General features: G+C 49.3%; 12 protein-coding genes and 2 pseudogenes. 9 read left to right on the top strand and 5 right to left on the bottom strand.

Annotated elements, in window-relative coordinates; translation table 11 throughout:
- The first annotated feature begins 60 nt into the window (after positions 1-60).
- The 4 genes and pseudogenes from BFJ94_RS05050 to BFJ94_RS26295 all read left to right on the top strand — a co-directional run.
- Positions 61-1,578: a DEAD/DEAH box helicase gene (locus BFJ94_RS05050; protein WP_120461681.1), complete on the top strand. Its 1,518-nt coding sequence runs from the start codon at positions 61-63 to the stop codon at positions 1,576-1,578.
- A 281-nt stretch (positions 1,579-1,859) separates the two neighbouring features.
- Positions 1,860-2,135, top strand: a pseudogene (locus tag BFJ94_RS05045) (DUF2798 domain-containing protein); the annotation flags it as partial.
- A 132-nt stretch (positions 2,136-2,267) separates the two neighbouring features.
- Positions 2,268-3,461 carry a transposase gene (locus BFJ94_RS05040; protein WP_016311143.1) on the top strand — a complete coding sequence of 398 codons (1,194 nt, stop codon included), beginning with the start codon at positions 2,268-2,270 and terminating at the stop codon, positions 3,459-3,461.
- Between the two features lie 130 nt (positions 3,462-3,591).
- Positions 3,592-3,825: pseudogene (locus BFJ94_RS26295) on the top strand (DUF2798 domain-containing protein); the annotation flags it as partial.
- A gap of 368 nt (positions 3,826-4,193) precedes the next feature.
- Here BFJ94_RS26295 and BFJ94_RS05030 read toward each other — a convergent pair.
- Positions 4,194-5,981 carry a flavocytochrome c gene (locus tag BFJ94_RS05030; protein WP_120461680.1) on the bottom strand — a complete coding sequence of 596 codons (1,788 nt, stop codon included), beginning with the start codon at positions 5,979-5,981 and terminating at the stop codon, positions 4,194-4,196.
- 309 nt (positions 5,982-6,290) lie between these two features.
- On the opposite strand from BFJ94_RS05030, the gene BFJ94_RS05025 reads away from it, so the two are divergent.
- The gene (locus BFJ94_RS05025) at positions 6,291-7,103 is read left to right on the top strand and encodes a CAP domain-containing protein (protein ID WP_120461679.1); all 813 of its coding nucleotides are present in this window, start codon (positions 6,291-6,293) and stop codon (positions 7,101-7,103) included.
- A gap of 60 nt (positions 7,104-7,163) precedes the next feature.
- Here BFJ94_RS05025 and BFJ94_RS05020 read toward each other — a convergent pair whose 3' ends face one another.
- Positions 7,164-11,642 (bottom strand): glycosyl hydrolase family 8, encoded by a 4,479-nt coding sequence (locus tag BFJ94_RS05020; protein ID WP_240431895.1) that lies wholly within the window; start codon positions 11,640-11,642, stop codon positions 7,164-7,166.
- A gap of 367 nt (positions 11,643-12,009) precedes the next feature.
- Between BFJ94_RS05020 and BFJ94_RS05015 the strand changes: the two genes are divergently transcribed.
- Positions 12,010-12,837, top strand: coding sequence for an AraC family transcriptional regulator (locus tag BFJ94_RS05015; RefSeq protein WP_229717240.1), 828 nt, complete (start codon positions 12,010-12,012; stop codon positions 12,835-12,837).
- 76 nt (positions 12,838-12,913) lie between these two features.
- On the opposite strand, the gene BFJ94_RS05010 is transcribed toward BFJ94_RS05015, so the two are convergent.
- The 3 genes from BFJ94_RS05010 to BFJ94_RS05000 all read right to left on the bottom strand — a co-directional run bounded on the left by BFJ94_RS05010 (position 12,914) and on the right by BFJ94_RS05000 (position 15,173).
- Complete coding sequence (locus tag BFJ94_RS05010; protein ID WP_229717239.1) at positions 12,914-14,350, bottom strand: erythromycin esterase family protein; 1,437 nt, start codon at positions 14,348-14,350, stop codon at positions 12,914-12,916.
- Positions 14,351-14,421: 71 nt separating this feature from the next.
- Positions 14,422-14,616, bottom strand: a complete 195-nt coding sequence (locus BFJ94_RS05005; RefSeq protein WP_120461677.1) for a helix-turn-helix transcriptional regulator — start codon at positions 14,614-14,616, stop codon at positions 14,422-14,424.
- 20 nt (positions 14,617-14,636) lie between these two features.
- Positions 14,637-15,173, bottom strand: coding sequence for a DUF6773 family protein (locus BFJ94_RS05000; protein ID WP_120461676.1), 537 nt, complete (start codon positions 15,171-15,173; stop codon positions 14,637-14,639).
- A 1,006-nt stretch (positions 15,174-16,179) separates the two neighbouring features.
- Here BFJ94_RS05000 and tnpA point away from each other — a divergent pair.
- The 3 genes from tnpA to tnpC all read left to right on the top strand — a co-directional run.
- Entirely contained in the window at positions 16,180-16,488 is a 309-nt protein-coding gene (tnpA, locus tag BFJ94_RS04995) for an IS66 family insertion sequence element accessory protein TnpA (protein WP_120461666.1), read from the top strand.
- Positions 16,482-16,835, top strand: coding sequence for an IS66 family insertion sequence element accessory protein TnpB (tnpB, locus tag BFJ94_RS04990; protein ID WP_120461667.1), 354 nt, complete (start codon positions 16,482-16,484; stop codon positions 16,833-16,835). Before tnpA ends, tnpB begins: the two co-directional genes overlap by 7 nt.
- A 57-nt stretch (positions 16,836-16,892) precedes the next feature.
- Positions 16,893-18,471: IS66 family transposase (gene tnpC / locus BFJ94_RS04985; RefSeq protein WP_120465091.1), on the top strand; the 1,579-nt coding region annotated here is incomplete at its 3' end.

Raw genomic sequence — 18,471 nt, 5'->3', positions numbered from 1 at the left:
CATGTTACAATAGCTTAAGGAATTGAGTAGCAATCTATAATAAGGAGCTTAACAAATTACATGACGAAATCATTCCAGAAGCTAGGTATTCGTACCGAGCTGGTACAGCAATTGCAAGAATTAGGGATCAACACACCCACTCCGATCCAAACGGAGGCGATCCCTTATATACAAGCCGGGCATGATATTATCGGCGAAGCGCAGACCGGAACCGGCAAGACCTTGGCCTTCATTCTGCCGATGCTTGAGCGCATCAATGTAAATACTCCTGAGGTTCAGGGGTTGATCCTCACCCCGACCCGGGAGCTAGCCATTCAAATTACCAGCGAGCTGAAGAAGCTCGCTTCTGTAGTCGGCGCGCGCGTCCTGGCCGCTTATGGCGGTCAAGATGTCGAACGTCAGCTGCGTAAGCTGGAAGGGGCTATTCATATCGTAGTCGCCACTCCAGGGCGCTTGCTGGATCATCTGCGGCGCGGCTCGATCCATTTCGGCAAGTTGAAGATGCTCGTCCTCGACGAGGCCGACCAAATGCTGCATATGGGTTTCCTTCCGGAAGTACAGAATATTATGGAGCAAACACCGCTGCGCCGTCAGACCTTGCTCTTCTCGGCCACGATGCCGCTCCAGGTTCGGCAGCTCGCTCAGGCATATATGCAGAAGCCGGAGGAAGTGAAGATTCCGACCCAGCAAATCACGCTCACCGAGATCACACAGATGGCGATCCAGGTCACAGACCGCTCGAAGTTCAAGGATCTCTGCAATCTGATCGAGCAGCAGCACCCTTATCTTGCGGTCGTCTTCTGCCGTACCAAGCGGCGGGCCAGCAAGTTGAATCAGGAGCTGCAGGAGCAAGGCTTAGCTTCAGATGAACTGCATGGCGATCTATCCCAGGCGAAGCGGGAGCAGGTCATGAAGAAATTCCGGGAAGCGAAGCTGCAAATTCTGGTCGCCACCGATATGGCCGCACGGGGACTTGATATTGAAGGCGTGACCCATGTCTTCAATTATGACATTCCTGCAGATGCTGAGTATTACATCCACCGGATCGGACGGACTGGCCGGGCCGGGAATACAGGCGTAGCCATCACTTTCGTCACAGCCCACGACCGCGGTGCTCTGGAAGCGATAGAACGCGGCATTAAAATGACGCTGCCGAAGTGGGAGCTTAGCGAGTACGGTTTGAGACGCATCAGTGGCACAGGCTTGGCAGCCGATAAGGGCTCCCGCAAAAGAGACCTTCGTGCCGAAAGCACACGCGCTGGCAGAAGCGCCGGAACGGGAGAATACGGCGGCGGTGCTAAGCGCCGGGATACGCAGCGCGGACAAAGCAGTCCTGAGCGAGGCTCCGCCGGACGCTCGGGACGGACCAGCAGCAGCGGGCGCGAGGATTCGCGCGGTGGACGCAGCGGCGGCCAAGGCGGCCGAGATGCGGGGGGACGCACAAGCCGCGGCGGACGTCTGGACTCCGGGCGTCAAGGACGCCGGGGCAGTGACGGACGCAATAGCGGACAAGGCGGCAGACCAGGCAGCGGCCGCCAGAACCAGCCGGGCAATAAACGTGGCAGCGGCAGACGATAAAGTGCATAAAACCGTCAGGGAAGATCACCCTGACGGTTTTTTTATTTTGGCTATGTTATATTCTAACTTGGTAAAAAGGCGGTTTATTGAGCTATCGTACCTGACACAATCAAATTTTGCTCACATATGTTCAATCTTTTCAAGACTTGAATTGATTTAAAATCGTGTTAAAGTTAAAAAATCAGTATGTAGAGATATTGGTATAGTTTAACTTACCAAAAATATATGTCGCATGATACGTCTACCATCTGAAATTTTAATTTTTCGGAGGGTGTAAAAATATGTATAGGGAAGACAGACTGCCTCAAAGTCCAAAAGAAGGTTTAATATTTATGTTGATTATATCAATTATTTCAGTCAACACTATTGCCCCAATTATCATGGGGCTTCAATTCGGGTTTAGTAAGGGAAATTACTTAGAAACCCTAAAGGTTATTCCGATTATGTGGATTATAGTCATTATATTAGTAAGATTTGTTGCGGGACCATTAGTTGGTAGAGTGATGCCAAAGTTCGTTGGACAAACAGATGGATTTAATGCCAGAGTGTTATTAAATACTTGAGCGTTTTGCAGTAATCTGAGGCCTTGAGCCGTAAGGATTTTCGGACATAAAAAAGGGACTTCACCCCAACTTGGAGAAGTTTTCAAGTGACCAAACCCAAAAACCTCAAGGATGGAGGAAGTCACTTTGTATATTCTCCAAGAATGTCTGTTTTCCTTCGAAGAACTTTTAAAAATTCAACCCAAGGAGAGATTGCCGATCTTCTTCAGTTCTCTCGATCTGAGACCGTATGCCAAGGAACTGAGAAGCCGTTCACCCCGAGGCGCTGAGGGATACTGCAGACAAGGTATTCTACGAGCACTCTTGGCTGCGCCGCTTGAAGGAATAAGTACCTTTTCAGGGTTGCATAAGCGTTTGGATACGGATCTCCGGTTTCGTTATCAGTGTGGTCTTCCGCTGGATCGAGAAGCTCCTTCCATATCCACATTAAGCCGAGTTTTCTCAGAACTGACGAGAAAGGACTTGGCAAAACGGCTTTTTGAGGATTTGGTCACACGCTGTCAGCAGGAAGGTATCATAGAAGGCAGTAACGTCGCCATAGACAGCGCCGCTCTCCGCGCTTACGAGAAAAAGCAGCCCAAACGCAAAAGCGAGCAAACGGGTAATGCGAACTGGGGCGCAAAAATTGATTCCTTCGGCAATAAAATCACATGGTTTGGTTACAAAATTCATCTGGCGGTCGATACGAAAAGTGAATTGCCGATCGCCTTGGAAGTAACGCCGGCGCATGTCAATGATGGAGAAATGGCGCCGGGCCTGATCGAGAAAACAGCGTCCAGGACGAGCACACGATTTTTCATACTCGATGCGGGCTACGACCAAATGAAAGTTTATGAGGCCGCCCGCAACGTCAAGGCACAAGCCATCATTCCCCTTAATCTGCGGGGGGAGAAGGAACCGCCTGCTGGCATGACCTCGAACGGAACACCGTGCTGTTCCATGGGTTATGCGATGACATACTGGGGAGTTGACGGCGATATGCATAAATTTCGCTGCCCGCATGCCACGGGTAAAGTCGACTGTCCGCTTGGCATGGCTGCCTGCTCGTCTTCAAACTATGGAATGGTCGTCAAAGTAAATGCGAAGGATGATCTCCGGCGATACAGCATCCCTCATCGGGATACAAAGCGTTGGAAGGAACTTTACAATGAACGAACCAGCGTAGAACGCTGCAACTCCCGATTGAAAACCTATTTGACGGCAGACGCCGCACATGTCCGGGGCATTCAGAAAGTCACAACTCACCAGTATTTGAATGCCATTGTTCTGCTTGCATCTGCGCTCGCCGTTTCTCATCATTCAAAACGGGCTGCCGCTTAAAAAACGAGCTGTTCTAAAATTCTGCAAGTCTGCCCTTTTCTTCACCCATATAATACCATTTTCGAAAATTACCCCTTAACGACAGTGAATATGCTATCGCTTCTTCTCTGAAACGGAATTATGCAAAACACTCAATACTTTATTAAATGTTACAGTCTTATCTATTCTTCTTACAATTATCGGAACTTGGGTTGGTACGAAACAAATAAGCCTTGAACCTTTTCAGAACTTTTTTTACAGTTGGTTTAGGAACTTTGGTGTAGCATTTTGGATTGAATTGTTAATTGCACAGCCCATTGCAAGATTTGCAATGAAAAAAATACATTCAAAACAAGCACGTAAAGCAAAGGCTGTTAATCTTTAATAAGTATTAAACATAGTCATACCACGATATTTGCCTATCATCTCCAAACAGTGATATTACCCTTATTACAGAATGTTAGTTCGTAATTATCAAATACCAACAATAACGTTTAACATTGCTATGTCCTCCTTATCGCCTACACAGGAAATATAGCTGCAGTTATACAATTATTCGCATGACTTCGCCTTCGATTTAAGCTTTAGTCTGGAAATAGTTGTATTTACGCATCTATATTCTCGATTTCGAGTTGATTTTCCCGGAATAAGTGTATTTATACAATTACGCACGCACAAATACAAAAAGGGGCTTGCCCGGCTATGATCAATAGCTCGGACAGCCCCTTTTATACAGCTGCTCAAATATGAATCTTATTTAGCCACTTCTTGTCCGGCAATACGTCCGAATGTAATCGCATCGGCGATCGCATTACCGCCAAGACGGTTCGTACCATGAATAACGCCGGTTACTTCACCAGCTGCGAACAGCCCTGGAATTGGCTCGCCCTTCTCATTCATAACTTGCGTCGTCTTGTTGATCACAAGTCCGCCCATGGTATGGTGAACAGAAGGTACCGCTTTTTGAATATAGTAAGGACCCTTGCTCATATCCTTCAAGCCAGCGCGGTGATTGAAATCCTCATCCTTGCCTGCTTTAGCAAATTTGTTAACACGGTCAATCGTTTCTTGCAGTGCTTCTGGATCGATCTTGAAGAATTCTGCCGCTTCCTTCAAAGTATCTGCTTTGTACAGAACACCTTGCTTCACGAGCATATCATATTCGTCCTTATGCACTTCTGCAGTCTTGCTGATATCACCGATATCTTGATTCCACAATTGATAAGCATAGCCCCCTGGTTGAGCCAGAATGGCTCTGGAGATTACGTCACGACGTTCCAGCTCTTCAACGAAACGTTTACCGCTTTGGTTCACAAGAATCGCTCCATCGAAGCGGCTGTCCGCAACAAGGGAAATGACACCCGTCTCAGGATTACATACCGGATAAGTCTGGATGCTCTCCATATTCGTCAAGGCAGCGCCAAGATCTTGTGCCATAACAATCCCGTCCCCGGTCGATCCCGGTGCATCTGTCGTCATATATTTCTCACCGAATTCCGGATTATACTGCTTTCTCATCTCCACATTGGAACCAAAACCGCCGGTAGCGATCACGACCCCTTTGTTCGCATGGAAAGTAATCTTGTTGCCATTTGCCCCAGTAGCTTCTACGCCGGTGACTTTTCCGCTCTCATCAGCAAGCAATTTATCAGCCTTCGTATTGGTCTTCAGATCGATGCCCATTTCGTCGAGCTTTGTTTTCAGCTTGGTGATCAGCTCAGCCCCAGTATGTCCTTCAGGAATAAGGGCACGTTTAACGGAGTGTCCACCAAATTGGAACAGATTATCTTCCAGGAAATTAACCTTAACATCATTCTTCAGCCATTCTGCAGCTGCAGTGGCGTTCTCTGCCAGTACGCGGACCATTTCCGGATCACCGACATTGTCTCCACCTTTAAGCGTATCTTCAACGAACAGGTCAACACTGTCCTTGATACCCATCTTTTCCTGTACCCAAGTATTAGCTGCATTCATCTCGCCACCGGAGATCAAGGTATTACCGCCTACGCTTGGCATTTTCTCCAGCAATACTACGGAAGCGCCTGCTTGCTTAGCCTCCAGAGCTGCACTGAATCCAGCACCACCGGCACCAATAACGACTACATCGTAGGTTTGTTCAGCTGCTTCTTCCGCGCCGTCCTTACCTGCTGCTTGCTTCGCAACCAGGGTCAGACCAGCCTTCGCAATTGCATCCTTAACTGCATCGATATAACCATTACTTGTTACGGTCGAGCCGCTAATCGCATCAACTTCTGCTGTGTTCGAAGTGATGATTGTGTCTTTCAGTTCCTTGAATACTGGCTCAGCCAGCACTTCATTTTCTTTCTGCTCAAGAACCTTGATATCCTTGATTTCATTGTTCTCAAAAGAAACCTCTACCTTAATCGTGCCATGCTTCCCATCGCCTTCACCGATGGATGTAATGATGCCGTCCTTGCCTGCATTACTGGCGTTATTGTTCTTGTTGCCTCCACATGCTGCCAGCATGAAGACCAGGCTCAGAATAAGTATGATACTCCCTACACTTCTCAACTTCTTCATTCCACATTTACCCCTTGTCTTTGCTCTAGTTGTATGTTCGCATTCGTAGCGAAACAGGTAGTGCACTACTCTAGAATAATAGCATAATATTTACCTAATGTTTGTGAATGTTATCACTTTCACATTAGTAATTTTTTTAATCTAATAACTTACCGGGTATTTATGTTAATTGTAAATTATCCGTCCCCACGGGCATTTTCTAGCTATCCATAACTTACCTGCCCTCTTTTCCCACCATACATGTTAGAATGGGTTTGTGAAAGATTACAAGTTTGTAACCATTAGAACTAATTTGGAGGTAATTCATCTATGAAGAATAAGCAACTGAGATCATTACTATCTGGAGGCATGGCGGCGGCTGTATTGGCTGCAGGACTTGTCTTGCCACAGGGAGCAAAAGCAGAAGCGGCTCCGTCAACTAGCATAGATTGTAACCAACCTGTTCAACAGACGCAAAAGATCTCGGTCAAATGGAACTGGAACGGTTCCTTCGATGATTTGAAGAAGCTGCTGGATCAGCTTCCAACGACAGGTTGGCAGCCGGTGACACCAGAGCAGCCTGAACAGGAAACTCCTGCTCCGCCAAGTGAACAGCCTGCTACTCCAAGCGAGCCAAGTGAAAAACCAACTGCGCCGAGCGAGAAGCCTTCCAACGGGTCGGAGTCTGACAATAACAACGGCACACCTGCTACACCAAGCAAGCCGACAGCTCCAAGCGATAATAACAATAACACGAATGGGCAGAACGACGCAGCTTCTTTTGCTTCACAAGTCGTGGATCTGGTCAACCAGGAACGCAGCAAAGCCGGCCTTAAGCCGCTAACTACGCAAGCTAATCTGACCAAAGTGGCCGCAGCTAAAGCGGCGGATATGCGCCAGAACAATTATTTTGATCATCAATCGCCAACCTATGGCTCTCCATTCGATATGATGAAGCAATTCGGGGTCAGCTATAGCTATGCCGGCGAGAATATCGCCAAAGGCCAACGCACTCCTGTTGAGGTAATGAATGCCTGGATGAACAGTGACGGTCACCGTAAAAATATTCTCAATGCAAACTTCACCGCGATCGGTGTTGCTTATGACAATGGCTACTGGGTTCAAGAGTTTATCGGGAACTAATAAATCCGTCTAAAAAGAGGAAGCCCTCGAGATATTAATCTCGGGGGCTTCCTTATGCATTCAATAATTCATATTAATTCGGTGAATCATAACCGCTACTTCCGCTCTCGTCGCCGCTTCCTGCGGATGAAGAGCACGGCCGTCGCCCTCGATGATTCCTGCCTCAACGAGCGCTGCAACGCTCTTCTCAGCATATTTGGCTACCTTGGCGGCGTCCGCAAAATGGACTGGATCTAGAGTCGCTTTATTTTCACTCAGCTTTCCAAGCTGCCTCAAAGCTCTTGCCGTCAGCACCATCATATCCTGCCTGGAGATTTCCGCCTTCGGCTCGAATCGATTGCCACCGATTCCCGTAGCAAGACCAAGCTGCTTGGCTATCCCTACCGCTTCGGCATAATAATCGTTCGCTGCGATATCATCGAAGTTCGTATCGAACTTGGCCTCTAATTCAAGAGCTCTGACCAGCAGCAAGATGAAGTCCGCTCTTGAGATCCGTTTGCCAGGCTCAAACGTCGTCTCGGATGTCCCTTTGACGATTCCAGCGGCGGCTAATTCCTCAATCGCTGTCTTCGCCCAGGAATATTTAGCACCGATATCGCTAAAGCTATGCTTCGATGGCGTCTCTGTCTCAGGCTTCGTACCTGGTTCCGGGGTCGTTGGTGTTACTGGATCGGCTGGTGTTCCCTCGGTTCCCTTTCCGGGATCACCAGGTGTTGGCGTTGGGGTACTGCTATTTCCGCCTGAGCCTCCACCAGGGCTTCCCCCGTTGCTTCCACCTCCATCTGAGGACGACAGAGTCGTTACGAATCTGATATTACTCATCTTCGACAGATTCCCTGCTGCATCATAAGCGACAACGAAGTATTTATATGTCGTGTTCGCGGACAGACTGGTGTCTCTGTATTCGGTTTTCGCAGTTGTAGTAATCTCTTCATCATTCCGATATACCTTATATCCCGCCACACCGAAATTATCACTGGCTGGCACCCACTTCAAATCAATCGTCGTGCCAGACACGGCCTCCGCTCTCTCGATCGTCGGCTCCGTAGGTGCCTCACTATCCACGATCGACGGTGTCCACCAATTGCCAGAGACAACGATCATGCTAAGCAAGCGCAGGTTATTACCGAAATACACGTCATCCTCTGTCCGTACCGCCGCATTATAATCCCACAGCTTATTCAGCCACTCTTGGCTAGAGGCATCGATCATCGCGCTAACCATGAATGGAACGGAGAAGGTGATATCTCCATAGTCCTCAAGGGGCTTTGAACCGTCCAGCTTATATCCGGCCCGGATCAGATCAGGGTCGCCGTTCGTCTGCTCGCGAATCCAACTATTAAGTGTACTTAACTGCTCCTTCGCTCGGGAATCCCCGGTCAGCAAATAGTCGGTTCCAATCCGCCAAGGTGTGCGGGAAGAATTGTAGCTATAGTCGCCATCGTAATCCGACTCCAGGAAATTCGGCTCTGCCGGAACGAATTTACCACCGGATTTCAACACGAAATCGGGAAGCAAGCCCGCCTTCGGACTGGAATTATGATATAACTCGTTGATAATATCATACGTCGTATCGATGACCCGATCCCATCTGCTGTCCCCCGTCACATTGCGGTAATCCTTCATATGCTGCAGCATGAAATCGGAAGGCCGTGTAGCACTAGCCCATTTTCCACTTGAGGCCCAATCTGCGATGCGGAGCATCCAGTCGTTCTGATTCACATCACTCTCCATGATCGCGTTAATAACCTCTTTGGCCTCGGCCAGATAATTGATCTCACCACTACTGCCCCACTGGCTATGAGCCAGCAGCAAGGCATAAGCGATATCCATATCGCCATCCGTCGCTGAGTCTACCCCGTCTACATCGACAATGGCCGTACCCGTATCCCCTTGCTTCCAGGCCATCAGATTCGGATTGATCTCGCTCGGATGCGCCCTGAAGTAGCGGAGCATTCCGTCAAAATATTTCTGTGCATCCGGATCATGCCCGGCCATCAAGGCGGTGATCAGCATCCCGTAGCCATGCGCTTCGGACACGGTGGTGGCCATGTAATCCACATCGAGCTCATCATCATGTTCCTTTTCGAACCAATCCCCGTCAGCGTACCATACATAATATTGGGCAGGCTCGGATTTCGGAAGATAAGGATGCTTCTTCACATATTTAGCCTTCCATTCGTCATACAAACGGGCTACCGTCTGATCCATCTGCTCCTGCGTCACATGGCTCGGCTTGATCGAGCCTTGAACATAAGCGCTATGCTGCGGGAATGCCTTATAAGGGCCATCGCCCGCTGGAGCCTGCTTCGTCTTCACAACCACCTCATTGCTGGCCAGCGACTCTGCCCCCCCGGCACTGTATGCCTTGACCACATAGCGATAAGAGCTATCCGGCACAAGGCCCCTATCATCATAAAAGGTTGCTTCCGTCGTTCCGATTTTTTTGTCGTCCCGATAGATATGATAGCCGGCCGGTACGATCGTACCCGGTGAAGCGTTCCAGCTCAGGTTAATCTGGAAAGGCGCTACCCCTGTTCCCTTCAGGTTCGTCGGTGCGGAAGGTGGCTCATTCTCCACAGGGCCTCCCGTTGTGCTGACTTCGACCGGTGCAGAGTTGTCCCTTCTCCCTACTGTTTTAATGATAAAATCATAATTTTGCGCCGGATTGATGCCTTCCACACTGTAGCTGTATTCCGTTAGCCCTTCTTGGACCGTGATATACTCGCTCCAGTATGTTTTCACTTTATCGCTCTTCTCATAGATGCGGAAGCCTCTCACCGGCTCCTTGCTATTCGCCGGAGCTTTCCAGGTGAGAACAGCCTTGCCCCCTTTCAACTGAACCTTGGCCTGTTCTACTTGATCCGGCTTGACATCCGTTCTTTTGATGCCGTAACGGTCATAATCGAATAATCCGTTGCCGACGGTACCTGCTTCTCCTTCATCCTCCACCGCCGCCGTATAAGCCGTAAACTTCATTACCTGATCGGAGATGGACACATCGGTGAACATCTTCTTCTCTGGCTGCTCATCCATAGCGGCGAAATAATCATCATACGGAATCGGATTCCCATTTTCATCTAAAATCAATTGTGGCTCCCAATTCTCATCCAGCTCGTATTGATTATTTTTATAGTAGAATTTATTTCCCAAGGCATTGGACATCAGGTAAACTGTCCCTTGCGGATCGATGACATTGCCTTCCGCATCCTTATCCAGGCTGGCCGGATCGATCATCTTGTCGCCATACATCTGGAAGGAGCGCATGTACATATGATCATGAGCCTCGAACACCATATCAATACCAAGCTCGTCGAACACTGGGATCAAATTTTTCTTATAAAATTCAATCCGCTCGCCTTCCCATTGAGCCGAATTATCACCAGCCGCATAAGGGGATTTATGAAAAGTCACGAACTTCCACTTCTTATCCGTCTTAGCGACCGTATTTCTCATCCAGTCCACTTGATTCCAGAATTGCTCATGCTGGTCATCATCCCAATTTACTGTGCCATCCGCATTAAGCTTGCCGTCGAACTGTGAATTATAGACCATGTAGAGCGCATCGCCGTATTCGAAGGAGTAGACCGAACCATCATGCGTCGCTTCCACGACCTTCCGTGGCAAATTAAAATGATTATAGAAATTATTATTAGGAGTCGTCTCATCCCCATCATAGTCCTGAATTTCATGCCCGCCGAGAACCGGAACGAAAGGTACATTTAACAGTTCATCCTGCGCTACGCCGAGCATCCATTGCCATTGCTCCTCGAGATCGCCGTTATCCACCAAATCCCCGGCATTGATCAGAAACTTCGGATCGCCAATATGAGCGCGTGCCTTCTTGAACGTATCCGCCCAAGGCTCGAAGTCCTCCTTGCTCAATGCCTGCGAATCCGATCCGACGATGAATCGGTATGACTGCAGCTGCGCAGCATCGGTCGTGAAGGAGCCAACCTTGCTCCACTCTTGACCATTACCGACCCGGAAGCGATAGGCCGTCCCCGGCTTTAACTGCTCGGCAATCACTTTATGGCTAATGAATTTCGTCTTCTGTCCGGTAGAGCGATCCGCCTTGGACATGAATGTCTCGATCTCTTCCCCAGTTCCTCTGAATTCCAGCATCCCCTGCTCCTCAGGAAATGCCGCGCCTGTCGTACTGGAGGCTTCTGCGACTTGTACAATCGAGTCTGTCATGGCATCCGTATACCAAGCGAAGGCGATCCCCGTCTTAGGGTCTGCGTTAAAAGTCATATTGATCAGTTTCGGAGTTACCGGAGAATCCTGTACCGTAAAGCTCCTGGAAATATCCCGAACGAGCCCAATTCCGTCATCCCCCACATCGCTTTCATCCTGGAATCCCCACTCCGCGATGACCTGCGAGCCGGATTCCGCCGCTGTGATGTGCATGATGTCCGTTTGATCTTCAAGTTCTTCTGCTGATATGATCCCGGCGGTTTGCAGTGGCAGCAGCGACAAGATTAATAGTAGAGAAATGATGCGCTGCCATTTCGATTTTGCCATACGTTTGATCCGCACGAATTACCTCACCCCTCCTGTAAATTAAAGCGCTTTAACTTTTGTAACAAAAAAATTTATGCATCCCACCACCACTCTAACTGCTTATCGCCTCCCTAAGTGTAATATGATAAGTTGGCCCTGGATCTTCAGCCTGTTCCTTGAGCTTACTATAGCGTAAGCGCTACCAAAGATTCTCTGCATATCCTCTCTAAAACATAATTTTTCAACGTTTCCTACCAAAATAATGATTGCACAGCTCCCTATCCTAACGAAACAACATAGCGCTATTGCGGCAAATTATATATTCTATCTGCTCTATTACGTGGTATGATCTCTGTAAGCGCATACTTCCTATTACATACATGGAGGGGTTTTTTACGTGGACATGAAATTTTATGAGTCAGAGCCGTTTCACATTAGCCGCGAACGAAAAACGCATTCCTGCATTCCTTCCGATCACTACCATGACGCTTATGAGATTCTGTATGTCGTTTCCGGGGAGCTTTATTATTTTATCGGGGATCGCACTTATCAAGTGGTGGGCGGGGTTCTGTTGCTGATCGATATGAATGATGTACACCGACTGGTCAATTCCAATGGGGCGATGTACGAGCGGGTCACTTTACTGTTCAAAAAAGAGTTTCTGCAATCCTTTGCGACCGCGATGAAGGAGATCGATCCCTTTGCCTGTTTCCATAGTGGCTCGAACGCGGTGAAGCTGCGGGGACAGGAACAGAATTTCATCGAAAATCTGTGTGATCGAATGATCCGTGAAAATACGGACCCCTCTCCTCAATCCGAGCTATACGTGAAGCTGCTGTTGATGGAAATGCTTATCTTCATTAAGCGAAAATGGGACAAGGGGCCGTTCATCGAATCGAACCGTAGTCATGGGCAGGTATCGCAAATTATTAATTACATTCATGAGAACTACAATAGACGCCTGACCTTGGACGATATTTCGCGCCGCTTCTACTTGAGCCAGTCTCATCTAAGCCGCATTTTCAAGGAATCTACCGGCTTCACTCTCATTGAATACATCAACAGCATCCGGGTGAAGGAAGCTTCAACGATGCTAAAAAACAGCAAATTAACCGTCTCCGAAATCGCCGAGATCGTTGGCTTCGAAAGTCTGACCCATTTTGGACGTATTTTCAAAGGAATTGTCGGTGTTCCGCCGTTGAAGTATCGCAAGATGAATCAGAGCTTATGAATCTAAAAAAGTAGACCGCTCCTCCTTGCTGGGCTCAAAGGTATGCGATCTACTTCACTATTAGCTGCTGATAAGACTATTTGTTATTACGTATATATTGCGGAGGATGGACATCATCAATCAACAGCAGACCATCATATTGATCCCGAGCGACCAGGCTCTCAGGAAACATGCCCCAGCTGTATGTATATCTTGGCTCGAACATCCACGAATTTCCACGTTCATTGTTGCGATATTTCAGATCAATAAATGTATATGGGGATCTGCTGGCCTTGGATACGATCGATTCGATCGAGCCCTCTTCCAATGGAAGCACCTCATGAATCGCACCTGAATTATCTGATGTTCGCCCACTTGCTGGATACAAACCAAGTACATAGCTGTATTTCTTCCACTCTTCCGGCAGACGTTCCCCCATCAATTTTACGGGATAGAAAGTGCCCATCACTTCACTATGCGTCTTCCGGATATGGTCATTATGCGCCCATACGATGAATTTCTCGGTCGGGTACACTTCAGTCGCAAGCCAAATCAAGTTATCGAGCATCGCTTGATCCCGCCATTCCATCGATTTCAGGAAATGTTCACTATAAGCGACATAGTCCTGCTCTTCCAAGCTGCGATTCGCTTTAATGGACAGCTCTACATACTCGTCAGCTACTCGAACGCGATCCTGGAGGCTTCTCTCCAACTGCTTCATAAGCATAGGATTAGATGGATACAGGGCTTGGATATGCTCTTCGGTTCCCTTCGCTTTAAGGGTACGAAGGGCCTCATTGTAGACGCCCATCAAATGATTCTTGTCCTTCTGATACGCCTCCAGATCCGTTCCTCCCGCATAGTCGGCTAGCTTCTCCTCCGTCTGCTTCAAGCGTTCAGCCTGCTTCTCATCCTTAAGCCATTTGCCGTCCATTAGCGGGGGTTGCGTCTGAATATCAAAGCCGGTCAACATAAGCGGCTTCTCAGTCGTCTGCGTATCTTTTAGATAGTTAAACAACGGAAGGATCTCCTTGCTCCACCATACGCCGAAGATCGAGTCCTTCATCGTCTGCTCTGCGCTCTTACTGACTGCGTTTCCGTAAGCGATAGAAGCATTGCTCATACCACTCTCGAAGGCAAGCACATTGTAGTCCATTTCTTCATGGAGAAATTGAATCAATCGGGTCTTGGCCTGGTTGAACTCCGCTACACCATGCGAGCTCTCACCGAGGAATACGATGCGCTTGTCATGCAGAAGCGGCTTCAGCATCTCAAGGTCATTGAAGCTGCCTGGCTCGATCTTTCCTTCCACGGGCTTGATCGTCTCCAAGCGGTAAGCATGATCCCGGGTCCAGACCTCCCAATCCGCCAGCGTCTCCTTGGTTGTGCGTGCTACCAGCTGTGATTCGGCCTCGCTGCGTGGGTTTGTTGCTTGTGCTTCCGCATATGCCGGAACCGAGCCTGTAATGAATTGAGCGCCTAATAAGGCCGCTACGATTATACCTGCAATCTTACTATTATTTATCTTTATCACGTGAATCCTCTCCCCTAGCTAATCTAGCTAATTATAGGAACCTCTGTCCCTCTGTTCTCCTTAACACAGCCCTATCCTTCCCAAAAAAGATCATCCAACGTCCGTCCCAGCGCTCTGCATATCGCCACACAAAGACTGAGCGAAGGATTATATTTCCCCAGTTCGATCAAGCCAATCGTCTGTCGCGACACGCCAACAATTCTCGCTAACTCATCCTGGGATAGATCCTTCTCGACCCGTGCCATTTTCATTTTTAAATTTTTCATATTGTCTGTCCTCCACGCCCCTATCTGGTAAGATCGTTATCATCAAGATCGCTGGCTGAACGGCGCTTGCTCAGCTGATTCATCACAAGATGACTAACCGCTGTTAGCAGTATAAAGAAAGGAATATACATGATTAGACACGCAGCAAAGACAACAAGGAAGTATTTCACTTGGAGCGCATTAACTCCGTCCGCGAACAGATACGCACTACGGAATCCAAAGAACAAGCTTATAAGGATGCCCGAAGCAAGGCCTATTATTACCTGCTTCTTGGTCATCGAGAACCGATGCGTCTGGTCATGCACCTCAACCTCATCTGAATATACTCCCAAGCTTACACTCCGAATTGCTGAATAGAGGCTCGTTACGATAAGAATACCAATCTCTAGCCATGGTCGCTGCTCATCGAAGAAGAACGTCTTCACAATCACCGATATACCGCAGATCACCAACACCAGTATCCAGGCTTCCTTCGCGATCTGATTCTTCAGATTCACAATCCGCTCATCCTGCACAGCCTTCCGCTTGAACCAACTCATATCCCATACCACCTTCATAATTATTTCCTCTTTGTGATTCTGATTATAACGATATACCGGACATTTTGCAATATATATATGTCATTTAGTTTTATATATTTTACTTTATGACGGGTGGTTGAGGGGTAGGGTAGGGAGGGGATTGAGGGGCATGTGGAGCGGGGATGGACAGCGTGCTTGGAGGTGGTCAGAGCCGTGGTGGGGAAGCACTGCTGGACCGATCCGGGACCGAACCTGCTCAAGGTTGAAGAGCCTTCCGCAGGGTGGCAAGATCCACGAACGTTGCTGTAGGTACACTTGGAGGTGGTCAGAGCCGTGGTGGCGAGGCACAGCTGGACCGATCCGGGACCGAACCTGCTCAAGGTTGAAGAGCCTTCCGCAGGGTGGCAAGATCCACGAACGTTGCTGTAGGTACACTTGGACATGCTGTGGTGGTGTGTGTATTCTCGGGACAGACTCATGATGGCGTGTGGGGGCAAGTCTGGACGGTACGCTGCAGCTGCGTATTGATGTGCTACGGGTGAGGAACTAATTGACTTTCTGATGGCCTATTGAGATGTGTTGAGACGTGCTCCACCCCACCCTTCACTTACCGCGCAGTTTGACATTAGTCTAAATAAAAAAGAGCCTCTCCGCTAAAATACAGAAAAACTCTCTATAAACTCGTCATATTCACCACAGGAAGCACTGTCACCAACTCTAACGAAACGTGATATCGCTATCCACACCAAAAACCACCTTTGGAGATTCTAACGAAACAGGGTAACCTTATTCCGCCCAAATAGCAGCTCAAACCCTCAATTTGGCTCAAATAACGTTATGGTTGGACTTCTGTCAAAAAAGTGGACAGTTATGAAGCAGATTTTCTGTTAAACTGTGCAGCAAAGCGAACGGGGGAAAGATAGCCTAAGGCCCCATGGATTCGTTTTCGATTGTAAGTAAGCGTCAAACCCAGCACACCTGTCCATAATGGTTTGAATCAGTCACAATAAATCCATCACACATACGAAAGGATGGATTGTGAATGGAGATGAATTTACAGGCGTTATGGGCGGAACGAATTCAGGCTTATCGGGCCAGTGGGCAAACGATGAAAGCTTGGTGCGCGGAGCAGAATCTGACCGTTCATCAATTAAAATACTGGCTCTACAAAGCCCAAAGACAAGATCAGGCCGCTTCCGCCACTACCTTCCGTCCGGTTACGGTTACCCATCAGGCTGCAGCAACCGAATCGCTTCAAATCCAAGTCGGGGTCGCTCGGATCGATGTTCGTTCCGGTTTTGAACCGGGGCTGCTTCGCGACGTGGTTGCGGCTCTTGCCCCGTTATGCTGAGTTTCACTTCAGCATCACCGGTATATCTGGCTTGTGGCGCAACCGACATGCGTAAATCCATTGACGGACTTGCGGCGATCGTGCAGGAGCAATTCGCGCTTAACCCGTTTTCCCCGGCGCTGTTTGTGTTCTGCAATCGCAGGCGGGACAAGCTCAAAATCCTGCACTGGGATCATGCCGGCTTCTGGCTCTACTATCGCAGACTGGAACGTGGTTCGTTTCAGTGGCCCGCAGGCGGCACGACTCCTTTGTGCCTTTCGCAGCGTGAACTGCGCTGGCTGCTGGACGGCCTTTCGCTCACCCAGCGTCAGGCGCATGCCCCTGTTTCGCCGGAAGTAGCGATCTAATAGGATCTAAACTAGGGCATGCAGGATTTGGAGCTGCGCTTGTCGAATCATACCCTCATGAAAAATGAACCGGAATCCCTCACCCTTGAACAACTTCAACAGCAAAATGCCCAGTTGGAACAACAAAATCGCCAGCAGGAACGGGAGCTTGCCGAGCTGTCCGCGAAACTGAAGTGGTATGAAGAACAGTTTCGGCTCGCGCAGCAGAAGCGCTTTGGCGCTTCCAGCGAGAAGACGCATCCGGATCAACTGGAGCTGAATCTGTTTAACGAAGCGGAAGTAACGGCTTTGCCAGAACCGGAAAAAGAATCGATCACGTATGAGCGCCGTAAAACCAGCGGCAAACGCGAAGCCGATCTATCCAAACTGCCGGTGGAAACCGTCACGTATACCCTTGCGGAACACGAGCAAATCTGCGACTGCTGCGGGGGCTCGCTGCATGAGATGACCACGGAGACCCGCCGTGAAATTGCAGTGATGCCCCCACAGGTCAAGCTCGTAGAGCATGTGCGTCACGTGTATGCCTGCCGTCATTGCGAGCGCCACGAGCTGCAAACGCCGATCCTCACGGCCCCGATGCCTCGGCCCGTCTATCCTGGCAGTCTAGCCTCGCCATCGGCGATGGCGCATATCATGTGCCAAAAATACGTCAATAGTCTGCCACTGTACCGGCAAGAGCAGGATTGGGCCCGTTTGGGGTATCCGCTGTCGAGGCAAACGATGGCGAACTGGATGATCTACGGCGCGGAGCAGTGGCTAAAACCCGTTGTCGCGGAAATGAAACGGTATTTGCTGAAGCAAGAGGTGCTGCACGCGGACGAGACAACGCTGCAGGTGCTGAAGGAGCCTGGGAAAGCGGCGCAGTCGGAGTCGTATATGTGGCTGTACCGCACAGGTCAAGGAGTGGGTCCGGTGGTGCTCTACGACTACCAGCGTACGCGAGGCGGCGAACATCCGAGAGATATGCTGGCGGGGTTCAACGGCTATCTGCATGTGGATGGGTACCCCGGCTACCACAAGGTCAAGGATGTGACACTGGTTGGATGCTGGGCGCATGCGCGTCGCAAATACGATGAAGCCCTGAAAGCGGCGCCGGAGGCCAGAAGCAATCCGCACAGTGTGGCTGCGCAAGGGCTTGCCTGGTGCAACCAGCTATTTGCCATTGAGCGGGAGCTCAAAGAAGCGACGCCTGAGGAACGACGGAAGGCACGTGAGGAGCAAAGCCGTCCGGTGCTGGATGGTTATTATGCTTGGCTACGTCAGCAGAAACCCCGGACGATGCCGAAGAGCTTGCTGGGTCAGGCGATTGCCTACAGTCTGAACCAGTGGGACAAACTGACGGCTTTCCTGAAAGATGGTCGGCTGGAGATTGACAATAACCGCGGGGAGCGTTCGATCAAGCCGTTTGTGATCGGACGAAAAAACTGGCTGTTTGCCTATACACCGAGGGGAGCTGCAGCTAGCGCAGCAATCTACAGCGTAATCGAGACGGCCAAGGAAAATGGGCTGCATCCGTTCCGTTATCTCACGTACCTGTTTGAACAATTGCCGCAACAGGTTAATCTGCAAGAGGCGCAGGTATTAGAGCCCTTCATGCCGTGGTCATCGACATTACCGGACTTCTGTCGTCTAAACT

This window comes from Paenibacillus aceti (genome assembly GCF_003614185.1).
Taxonomy (GTDB): domain Bacteria; phylum Bacillota; class Bacilli; order Paenibacillales; family Paenibacillaceae; genus Fontibacillus; species Fontibacillus aceti.
Note: the sequence above shows the minus strand (reverse complement) of the source record. Positions and strands in the feature narration are given on the sequence as shown.